Here is a 9,215-nt window from a genome sequence, read left to right as displayed (position 1 = left end):
GTCTTGAAAACTGCCGTAGGTGCAAGCCTACCGTGGGTTCGAATCCCACTCTCTCCGCCAGACAATCGCTTATGTGCCTGACTCCTCAGGCATTTGGCAGTTTACATAGGGCTCTTGCCGACCTCGATCCCGATTGCATTTGGACGGCTGTTTTTGGCAACTGCGATGTGTTTCCAGAAGCCGAGTCTGCGACGACGGGCCAATTTTCCGAGGCGAAAGAACGCGAATTCGGCACTCCCGGAACGGTCACCAGGCCGTGCACTATCTGTGGCGAAGTCGGAAAACTGACGAAGGATCACGTGCCACCGAAGGGAGTACGTGGGTGGCGGTGCATTCGATCGCTCCCACCTTCAGCAGGTGGTTGGCGCTGCTCCTGCGGGTCGGTCGAAGCACTTGCAGAACGGGTTCACGGTTCAGCAGCGAGACATCCGTCTGCGGTCGTCCGCGCAAGGATGCCTCGACAAATTTGCGATCGCGCTCTGCTTGTTAACCGCGGATCCATCGAGATATTCGCCGAAGGGTGATGAGCGATCACGAGCCACGGAATTCTGCGTGCACATGCGAGTGTCGTTCGAGAAGCGCTGACCGACTCTCGCCAATGATGCTGTCGGGATTTGGCAGCGGCAGATACTCGAACTGCGCCAATTCCGGATCCACTTCATCGTATTCGCCGAGCGGCATCGACATGTCGGCCATGCGCCAGCCGAGAATTCGCCAGCCGTCCTTGCAGCCCACCGCGTCAGTCCGATAGACGTGCGGCTGAGGATGCGTGCCCGACGCTGTCCAGAGCTGCCGCTGCGCATTGACGAGGACGAGGTCGATCTCCGCGCCCGTCGGCGGCGTGTGCGCATATCCCGCGCCGTGCGAGCCATAGCAGTGCTCCACATAGCGCGAGCCCGGGACGGATAACGGAACTCCGAACTTCATCGTGATCGATTTGAACCGCCTGGTGGCCATGTCGTCATCTCCGGTTGGGAGCGCGAAGGTACGGCGGTGCAATCTCACGGGAGGAGAACGGCATCCGTCGACCAGCAGCGCGCGTTCATGGCCAGCCGCTGACGATGTCCATCCCACGCGAGGTCGCCGCCATGACTGATGCACCGAAGCCAGATCCGATTCCAAATCTCACGCCCAAGCAGCAGGACGAGCGCAAGCGCAATCTTCTCGAAGGTGGTGCGGAAGATGAATCGACAGACAGCGACGCGGACTCGAGCGTCGGGACGGATGATCCGGCCAAGCGGGGCGGGAGCAAAGAGGGCGGGTCGAAGGACAGCGACGAAGCCGCGGATGCCATCGCCCAGCAGGAGCATCTTGGCGAGCTTTCTCCGCCGACGCCTGCGCAGGGTTCGACCCGATGAATCGAATCAGCAGCGTCCAACCCTGAGAGCGACGCGCGCAGATCTCTTCGACCTCGCGGTGGGTCGTTCGACGGCACGCTGACAGCGTTCGTCACCGGCACGCGGGTGAGCTCGCGGTCCGTTGCCACCGCCAAGGCAACTCGCATCGTGGGCTGTGCAAGTGAGGCGCGCATCCCGCGACTCCGGCGGCAGACTCAGCAGCGCTCGGCTGTCGATGTCGTCAGAGTCGATCCCAAGTGGGTCCGAGACGATGGTGGCAGTGAGGTCTGGTTTGCCATCTGGCCCTCCCACTCCAAGTCGCTGTGCGCGGGCACCAGTCTCCGAGGGACATGACGCGCGGCTTGCCAAAGCCGTCACCCGCCCGGTTGCATCCGTGACCGCGATGCCGGGGAACGCTAACGCCCGATATCTCTCAGGCGAACACCGCGCATCAACTTGCGCTCGATCTGCTCCAGCGTCACGCCCCTGGTTTCGGGAACCAGTGCGAATGTGAACGCGATGAAGACGAGGTTGAGTGCGGCATACAGCCAGAATGTCGCGGCGTGGCCGATGCCGTTGAGCAGTGAAAGGAACGTTGCGCCGACGATCATGTTGGCGATCCAGTTCGTGAAGGTCGAACAGCCGATGCCGAAGTCGCGGCCACGCAGCGGCTGCACTTCCGAACACAGGACCCAGATCAGCGGGCCGGCTGACATCGCGAAACCGACAATGAAGACAAGCAGCATGCCGACACTCAGGAGCTGTCGAGCGCTTCCGTCAATGCCAACGTACATCATCGTTCCAACCACGCCGAGGCCAATCGCCATCACCGCGAAACCCGTGTAAAGAATCGGCTTGCGGCCCCAGCGGTCGACAAGCCCGATCGCAATGAAGGTGGCAAGCACATTGGTCAGCCCAACTGCCGCGGTGAACCACATCTGTGATGCTGTGTCGTAACCCATGTCGTGAAAGATGCGCGGCGCGTAGTACATCACCACATTCATGCCGGTAAATTGCTGTACGAGCTGCAGGAGCACACCGAGTCCGACCGAGCGTCGGAAGTTGGCGTTCGCGAGAAAGAGTTGCCAACCGTGCTGCCGCACCTGCAGTTGCTCCTCGATGGCAGCCGCCTCGCGCTCGGCGATTGCGGAGTCGCCTCGCAGCCGCTGCAGCACGCCGATAGCTTCGGCCTTTCGACCGCGCATCATCAGCCAGCGCGGACTGTCTGGAAGGAGGAAAAGACTGAGCAGGAACAGCGCACCCGGTGCCGCGATGATGCCGAGCATCCAGCGCCAGTTCCCCGAATAGCTGAGCACTGTATCCGAAAGAAACGCAACGAAGATGCCGATGGTGATCATCAGCTGGTACAACGAGATCATCGCTCCGCGCGTTGCCTCGGACGCGACCTCGGCGATATACAACGGTGCGGTGAACGCCGCGATGCCGATCGCAAGACCGAGCACGAACCGGGCGACAATCAACGAGTCAGGCGACCATGCGCCACCACACAACAGGGAGCCGGCGACGAACAGCACGGCACCAAGAATCAACGACCGTTTGCGCCCGAGCGAAGCGGAAAGCCAGCCGGCGATCGCCGCACCGATTGCGGCGCCGAACATCATCGAGCTGACGATCCATTCGATGACGTGATCGGAGATCTGGAATTCGGCCTGGATGAACTGCGTCGCGCCCGAAATCACACCGATATCGAGTCCGAACATGAGGCCGGCGAGCGCCGCAAGCACGCACGTGATGGCGGCTGCGGCTTTCGGTTGAGCGGCGACGCTCGACGCAACGATGCTGCTCATGCGTGGTCTTCCTCTGGTCAGGTCGGCAGGTTGATGGAGGAACGGGCCAACTGGCGACGACGCGCGATTCCGTCCAGCGAGAGCGTGCGTGCGCGCGCACGGTCAAACCACGCGATTCGCCGCGATCACTGTTGCGTACCACTCGCCCGAATCCTTGATCGTCCGCTTCTGGCGATTGGGAAAATCGACGTACACCAGTCCGAAGCGCTGCGAAAATCCCTCGCCCCATTCGAAATTGTCCAGCAGGCTCCAGCAATGGTAGGCGCGCACCGGCACACCGTCCGAGATCGCTCGCGAGAGTTCGCGCAAGTGCGCCTGCAGCCAGGCAATGCGCTTTCGATCGTGCACGTGCCCCTCTTTGTCTGGAACCATGTTGTACGCGGCACCGTTTTCGGTAATCTCGATCGGCAGGGGCCCGATGTGTGCCGACATGTCCTTGAGGATCTCGTAAAAACCGCGCGGGTAGATATCCCAGCCATTGTCGGTTTTCTCATCGGCGCCCGCGGCCCATTCCGCCTTGGTGTTCAACCCTGGAATTCCATTCCCCTCGGGCGCATCGCGCACGATCCACGGCGAGTAGTAATTGAGACCCACGAAATCCAGGGCAGCGCGCATCGTGTTCGCGTCGCCCGCCTGGATGCCGAGCAGTTCGTCCATCCGCGACGGCGGAAGCACGTCATCGGGATAGCGGCCCTTGAGCGCTGGGTCGAGAAACCAATGGTTGAGAAACCGGTGCCAGCGCTGCGCCGCGGCCATGTCGGCGACCGAAGACGTCGCCGGATTCATCGGAGCGACGTCGACGACAGCGCCCACCTGTGGCTTCGCTTTTGCCGCTTTCAGAACGCGGAACGCCATGCCTTGCGCAAGGTTCACCGTGTGCGTTGCACGCAGCATCGCGAGCGGATCAGACCGCCCAGGCGCATGTGTCCCTTGCCAATAACCAACGTGCGTGAAGGTCTTCGGCTCGTTGAAGATGCTCCATTGGCCGATGCGATCACCGAGCGCATCGGCAACGATCGACGCATAGTCTGCCAATCGTTGAGCGGTATCGCGATTCGGCCATCCGCCTGCATCCTCGAGCGGCTGCGGAAGATCCCAGTGATAGAGCGTGGGAAACGGACGGATGCCCGCCTCCAGCAGGGCGTCGGTGACGCGCCGGTAGTAATCCAGTCCTTTCGCGTTGGCCGCACCCTTCCCTGTCGGCTGGACACGCGGCCACGAAATCGAAAAGCGATACGTCTTCATCCCGAGACGCTTCATCAACGCGATGTCTTCGCGATATCGGTGGTAGCTGTCGCAGGCGACATCTCCGTTCGAACCGTCCTTGATCTTGCCGGGAGTGTGTGCGAAACGATCCCAGATCGATTCGCCCCTGCCATCCACGTTCCATGCACCCTCGACCTGGTAGGCCGCGGTCGCGGAGCCCCAAAGGAAATCTTTGGGAAAGCGGAAATCACCAGCACTCATCGCTGTTGCGTCAGAGTGAGCGGAGGTCGTGCCGCCTTTGCTCCATGCCTGGGGCGCCAGCATGGCGCCTCCCGAAAGAGCGGCGATGAGACGAAGCATTTCACGACGTTGCATGGATGATTGACTCCTGGAATCCGGTCGAGCGATCGTTCGATTGCATTGCGCGGTCTCCAGCGATCCGTCGCTGGAACGGCGGATCGGCTGGAAAATCGGACACTGCGCGAGACAGCGCCCGATTTCGTTCGGTCCAATCCGCCGCAACGCCTAGAAGTTGAAACCCAGATTGACTCCGAACGTCCGTGGCGCCAGATACTGGGACGTGTAGATGAAGCTGCCGTCGGAGAGTGCGGTTCGGCCGGCATTCGTCCGCACCTTCACGTCGCTGATGTTGCTGACGTACACGCCCGAATACCATTTCTGGTCGGCCGCGGTGTAGCGCATCATCAGGTCGCCGCGCCCGTAGGCCTTCTGCTTGTCGCCTTCGCCGAGATTGAACGGGCTCAGCCAGCTCGACGATGCGTAGTGACCGCTGAAACGGGGCGTCAGAGTCGCACCGCTGTCGAGATGGAACACGTGTTCGTAGATCAGCGTGAACGACGTGTCGGGGGCGTGCGCAAGTGTATTTCCACTCACGTCGAGACAGCTGCCGATGCCCGATTCGGGTGCGCACGCCGGCAAGCCGCCGTAGTCGTTACTTCCCGCATACCGGAGCTTGCCGAGCTTCTTCTCCGGAATCAGCGAAACGACCAGATTGAGCTTGTCGGAATCGCTGAGTTGCGCGGCGAGTTCGGATTCGATCCCGCCGACCTTCGTGCTGCCTTGCACGTTCGAGAATCCGAGACCACGGCTGCCATCCGTGAAGGTGATCGGTGCCGCGAGCTGGAAGTTCTTGAAATCCTCGTAATACAACGCCGTGTTCCAGGTCACACGGTGATCGAGGAACACCAGCTTGGCGCCGATTTCGTAGTTGGTCAGCGTCTCGCCTTTGTACGGCGCACCTCCGTCCTGCAGTCCGCCCGATTTGTAGCCGGTCGATACGCTGCCGTAAACGAAGACGTTTTCGGTAACGTCACCATCGAGTCTCAGCAGCCAGGTCGGCTTGCTGGCGCTGTACTTGCCGTCATTGATTCCGCTGGCGCCGAGGCCGAATCCCGTATCGGCACCGGGAATGGTTCCGGGCGAGATCGGCACTTGCGGAAGGTCCGCGTTGTAGGCCCAACCCCAGCCTCGGCCGCCGCGGTTTTCCTTTTCGTCGTGCGTATAGCGCGCGCCGCCCGTGAGGCGAAGGCGATCATTGAGATGCCAGGTCGCCTGGGCGAAGCCAGCGTACGAGTTCACCGTTTCCTTCGGCTGGATGAACGATCCTTGCCAGCCGACCGTGCCCTGCGATGTGCCGTTGAAAATCGGGATGTCGAAACGGATCGAGTTGTCTTCCGCGGCGTAGTACAGGCCAAGAATCCAGTCGACCGTGTTGTCACCAGCTGATTTCAGGTCGAGCTCGTGACTGCTGCTCTTGTAGTGCGACTCGTTGGTACGGTCCTGCTGATGCGTCGCGCCCGTCGCGATGCTCGTCGGAACGAGCACGCCACCATCCTGGTCGTAGTCGCTCGAACCGCTGAACTTGGAGAATCCTGCGATGTAGCTGAGCGTCAGTGCGTCGCTGAGATCCCAGTCGACCCGGCTGCGCAGTGCGTACGAGTTGCGATCGAGCGCCGGTGCGGTATCGACGAGGCTCGACCAGAACTCCTGACCGGCGCGCGGGTTCTGCATCAGGTTCGCGTTGAGCGTGCCGCGATCGCGGAAATACTCCAGCGACAGATTCCACGACACCGTCTCCGTCGGCGTCCACAGCGTGCTGATGCGCGCTGCAGTCTGATCCTGGGCGCTGTACTTCTGACCACCGGTCGTGAAGAGGTTCGGGTCGATGGGCCGGAAGGTCTCGGCCGTTCCACCGCCGGCGATATAAGCGGCCTGCTGATCTGCGACTGATGGCAGCTGGCCCTCCGGTTTCTGGTAGTCGACGTAGCCGTCATGCTGCTCCTGCGCAACGGCGACGCGGAAGGCGAAGGTATCGCTCACCGGAACGTTGACCGCGGCACGAAGGCCGACGTGGCTGTAGTCGCCGACTTCCATCTGGCCGTAGCCAGACATCTTTCCGAGTTCTGGTTTCGCCGTCTGGAAATTGACCGCGCCGACCGTCGAGTTACGTCCCCACAGCGTGCCCTGCGGACCGCGCAACACCTCGACCGAGTCGAGATCCAGCAACAATCCCGCGGCGGCTTCCGCGCGTGGGGTGTAGACGCCGTCGACGAACAAGGCCACTTCCGGATCAGCGTACTCCGTCTTCGCGCTGTCGTTGCCGATGCCGCGCAACGTCAACGTGATGACGCCGTGGTCGCCTTCGGTGGTGGCTTCAAAGCCGGGCACCAGACGCGTGATGTCCGCAACATTCATGATGCGCTCCTTCGCGAGCGCGTCCGCGCTGATCGCGCTGATCGCGATGGGCGTTTTTTGCAGGGGCGTCTCGCGCTTGGTCGCAGTGACCTGGATGGTGTCCAGTGCCTGTACATCGTCGCTGCGGGCGTCGTCGGCCGCCGGCGCGTCTGCGGCGTGGACGACGCTGCTTGCGAGCACGGCGATGATCGCGCTGTACAGCGCGTGTGTGCGGTAGTTCATTGATCTCCCTCCTCCGGTGCGAATCGTCCGTCCGCCCTGTTCTTGGAAGGGCTGTAACGGGTGCGAGGCGAGAAATACTTCAATATGGCAGCGCTGTCAATTGCAAAATGACAGCGCTGCCAATTCCCATGGACTTGACTATCCTCACCGGCATCGCCGGATCGATCCACAACCTGATAGCGTGACTCGCCGAGGAACCGCGAATGGCTGACATCAAACGAATACTCATCGTCGGCGGCGGTACGGCCGGTTGGCTCACTGCGAACTATCTGGCGCGTTCGTTCAATAGCGCAGATCCGCGCGCTATCCAGATCGAGCTGGTGGAATCGCCGGACATCGGGATTCTCGGCGTCGGAGAAGGAACGTTTCCGTCGATCCGCGGCACACTGTCGACCATCGGAATCGATGAAGCGCGATTCCTGCGCGAGGCGAACGCGACGTTCAAGCAGGGAATCCGGTTCGTCGACTGGGTCAGGCCCGCTGGGTCACGCGGTGCAGACCACTACTTCCACCCTTTCAGCCTTCCGAGCCAGCGGACCGATACCCCGGAACTACTTCCCTACTGGCTTTTGGGGGACTGCGCGCCAGGACTTTCCTTCGCGCAGGCCGTCACGCTGCAGAAAAGCGTGGTCGACGCGTCCAGGGCGCCAAAGCGCGCCACCGACGCCGACTACCAGGGCCGCCTCAACTATGCGTATCACTTCGACGCGGTCCGTTTTGCGGCACTGCTCGCCGCGCACGGTCGCAGCCTCGGCGTCCATCATCGCATCGCGACCGTCGACGGCGCCGAGCGCGATGAAAGCGGTGCGATTGCACGCGTGATCACGCGCGAAGCAGGCGCACTGACCGCGGATCTTTACATCGATTGCACAGGTTTCCGCGCGGAGTTGATCGGCAAGACGCTGGGCTCACCGTTTCGCAGCGCGAAGGGCACGTTGTTCGTGGACCGGGCCGTCGCGATCCAGGTTCCGTATCAACGCGCTGACACACCCATTCCGTCTTGTACGATCAGCACGGCGCACGAGGCCGGATGGACCTGGGACATCGGATTGCAGGCCAGGCGCGGCGTCGGATACGTGTACTCGACGCGTCATACGGACGACACCGCCGCAGAAACCATCCTTCGCGACTACATCGGGCCGCCCGCCGAAGGGCTGAGTGCGCGCCTGTTGAAATTCGAGACCGGATTCCGCCCCGTTCAATGGCGCGGCAACTGCGTGTCGGTCGGGCTCTCGGCAGGTTTCGTCGAGCCACTCGAATCCAGCGGTATCGGGCTGATTGAAATCGCGGCCTATCTCATTGCACATCTGCTTCCCGCCGATGGCGACATGACACGGGTGGCGAGGCATTTCAACGAATCGATGACGTCCCGCTACGAGCGCGTCATCGACTTCATCAAGATGCACTACTGCCTGAGCCAACGTCGCGATTCGCAGTTCTGGGTCGACAATGTCGATCCAGCCAGCGTTCCGGAGTCGCTGCGCGACCGGCTCGCAATGTGGCGATCGCGGCCGCCCCATCGACTCGACTTCGTCACCGACGTCGAGATGTTCATGCCGGCGAGCTGGCAGTTCATCCTCTACGGGATGGAATACCCGACCAACCTTGAACCGTGGCGCGCTGCCTATGCGCGTGGCGACGCTGCTCGACGGGAGCTCGACATGATCCGCACGGTGGCACAGCACGCAACCGCAGATCTTCCAGACCACCGGGCGCTGGTGGATCAGGTCTGCGCCAGCGGCTTCGTCCGGGATGCGAAGCCCTGAAACGACCAACGCGACGATGCCGATCGGAGATTGATTCCAATCCAGCGACATGACAGCGCTATCATCACCCTTGTGCGGGACGACGAGTAGGTCGTCGCGACGCTGCCTGTCCATGCTGGAGTAGCGATCGATGCGAGCGAGAATCGAAGACGTCGCGGAAA

The 9,215-nt window shown here is 61.9% G+C and carries 6 protein-coding genes; 2 read left to right on the top strand and 4 right to left on the bottom strand.

Translation table 11 applies throughout. From position 1 onward, the window contains the following. Positions 1–531: 531 nt before the first annotated feature. Positions 532–957, bottom strand: a complete 426-nt coding sequence (locus ABIV12_RS13570) for a hypothetical protein (RefSeq protein ID WP_348060174.1) — start codon at positions 955–957, stop codon at positions 532–534. Positions 958–1,088: 131 nt separating this feature from the next. On the opposite strand from ABIV12_RS13570, the gene ABIV12_RS13565 reads away from it, so the two are divergent. Beyond that, positions 1,089–1,358: a hypothetical protein gene (locus ABIV12_RS13565; RefSeq protein ID WP_348060172.1), complete on the top strand. Its 270-nt coding sequence runs from the start codon at positions 1,089–1,091 to the stop codon at positions 1,356–1,358. 395 nt (positions 1,359–1,753) lie between these two features. Here the strand turns inward: ABIV12_RS13565 and ABIV12_RS13560 are convergent, their stop codons facing one another. From ABIV12_RS13560 to ABIV12_RS13550, 3 genes are all read right to left on the bottom strand, one after another. Then, positions 1,754–3,145: a sugar porter family MFS transporter gene (locus ABIV12_RS13560; RefSeq protein ID WP_348060170.1), complete on the bottom strand. Its 1,392-nt coding sequence runs from the start codon at positions 3,143–3,145 to the stop codon at positions 1,754–1,756. A 102-nt stretch (positions 3,146–3,247) separates the two neighbouring features. Further along, positions 3,248–4,612 carry a GH1 family beta-glucosidase gene (locus ABIV12_RS13555; protein ID WP_348060168.1) on the bottom strand — a complete coding sequence of 455 codons (1,365 nt, stop codon included), beginning with the start codon at positions 4,610–4,612 and terminating at the stop codon, positions 3,248–3,250. Positions 4,613–4,876: 264 nt separating this feature from the next. Continuing rightward, on the bottom strand, positions 4,877–7,288 hold the full coding sequence (locus ABIV12_RS13550) for a TonB-dependent receptor (RefSeq protein ID WP_348060166.1): 2,412 nt from the start codon (positions 7,286–7,288) through the stop codon (positions 4,877–4,879). 203 nt (positions 7,289–7,491) lie between these two features. Between ABIV12_RS13550 and ABIV12_RS13545 the strand changes: the two genes are divergently transcribed. Then, on the top strand, positions 7,492–9,054 hold the full coding sequence (locus ABIV12_RS13545; RefSeq protein WP_348060164.1) for a tryptophan halogenase family protein: 1,563 nt from the start codon (positions 7,492–7,494) through the stop codon (positions 9,052–9,054). Positions 9,055–9,215 lie beyond the last annotated feature (161 nt).

It is taken from the genome of Dokdonella sp. (assembly GCF_039926425.1).
Taxonomy (GTDB): domain Bacteria; phylum Pseudomonadota; class Gammaproteobacteria; order Xanthomonadales; family Rhodanobacteraceae; genus Dokdonella_A.
Note: the sequence above shows the minus strand (reverse complement) of the source record. Positions and strands in the feature narration are given on the sequence as shown.

Excerpts from the sequence above, each read along its gene's own strand:
- ABIV12_RS13570 (WP_348060174.1), bottom strand. The coding sequence starts at position 957 with ATGGCCACCAGGCGGTTCAAATCGATCACGATGAAGTTCGGAGTTCCG.
- ABIV12_RS13565 (WP_348060172.1), top strand. The coding sequence starts at position 1,089 with ATGACTGATGCACCGAAGCCAGATCCGATTCCAAATCTCACGCCCAAG.
- ABIV12_RS13560 (WP_348060170.1), bottom strand. The coding sequence starts at position 3,145 with ATGAGCAGCATCGTTGCGTCGAGCGTCGCCGCTCAACCGAAAGCCGCA.
- ABIV12_RS13555 (WP_348060168.1), bottom strand. The coding sequence starts at position 4,612 with ATGAGTGCTGGTGATTTCCGCTTTCCCAAAGATTTCCTTTGGGGCTCC.
- ABIV12_RS13550 (WP_348060166.1), bottom strand. The coding sequence starts at position 7,288 with ATGAACTACCGCACACACGCGCTGTACAGCGCGATCATCGCCGTGCTC.
- ABIV12_RS13545 (WP_348060164.1), top strand. The coding sequence starts at position 7,492 with ATGGCTGACATCAAACGAATACTCATCGTCGGCGGCGGTACGGCCGGT.